We start from the raw sequence: 310 nt of genomic DNA on the forward strand, positions 1-310 counted from the left end.
AAATTGAGTGCGTCAGTTTCCTTCTTAGCGCGCCAAGCTTGTTGTGCAGACTGAGTGGCAAACTCTGGCAAATCCATATTTGACCAACGTGGGTAACCCACTTTTTGCAGTGGAAGAAACGCGATTTGTTGCCAGTCCAATACTTGCTGAGAGGGTTGACTTGTCTCTGTCGATCTTGCCAGATCAAGGAAGTAAGCGATGATGTCTAGGCTTTCTGCTAGCACTTCATCGTTATCTTTGATAAGAAGCGGTACTTGCTTGGTTCCAATCAGGTCGGTGGTGGTTTTGTCGTCATCATACGCAATGTTGA

At 46.1% G+C, this 310-nt stretch carries 1 pseudogene; it reads right to left on the minus strand.

The window, feature by feature from the left end:
• A pseudogene (locus EXZ60_RS19065) lies at nt 1–310 on the minus strand (glutaredoxin); the annotation flags it as partial.

Origin of the sequence: Vibrio sp. 1151_11, from assembly GCF_029478525.1 — a bacterium.
In the GTDB taxonomy this organism is placed as follows: Bacteria; Pseudomonadota; Gammaproteobacteria; order Enterobacterales; family Vibrionaceae; genus Vibrio; species Vibrio anguillarum.